1 protein-coding gene is annotated in these 398 nt (G+C 71.1%); it reads left to right on the top strand.

Annotated features, from left to right (window positions below; all coding sequences use genetic code 11):
- Positions 1-26: 26 nt before the first annotated feature.
- On the top strand, positions 27-398 hold a 372-nt coding region (locus ACLQ24_RS30355), incomplete at its 3' end, for a hypothetical protein (protein ID WP_425895160.1).

The following is a 398-nucleotide window of genomic DNA, read 5'->3' on the forward strand; positions in this document are numbered from 1 at the left end:
ACGTCGTCGACTCCGGCAGGCTCCGCTTGGAGATCGCCCGGGCCGGACACGACAACCGGGACACCTGGACCGACACCGCACGCGTACGTCTGGAACAACGCGTCGCGCAGATCATCCAAGGGTTCGAGGCTGGCGTCACCGCCGACGAACAGCAACGGCGGGCAGCCGAAGCCGCGCGGGAGAAGGCTGCGGCCGAGCACCGGCGGCGGCAGGAGGAAGCCGCGGTCGAGCGCAGACGGCAGGAGGAGGCCACCCTCGCGCAATGGCACGCCGCGATGGCCGACGCCCGCGTCCGGGCCGCGGACAACATCCGCGCGGAAACCTTCCGCAACGCCTACCAGGCGTGGACCACCGCAGCTGACATCCGCGCGTTCTGCACCGCCCTTGAACAAGCGGCC

Origin of the sequence: Micromonospora sp. DT4, from assembly GCF_049841675.1 — a bacterium.
In the GTDB taxonomy this organism is placed as follows: domain Bacteria; phylum Actinomycetota; class Actinomycetes; order Mycobacteriales; family Micromonosporaceae; genus Micromonospora.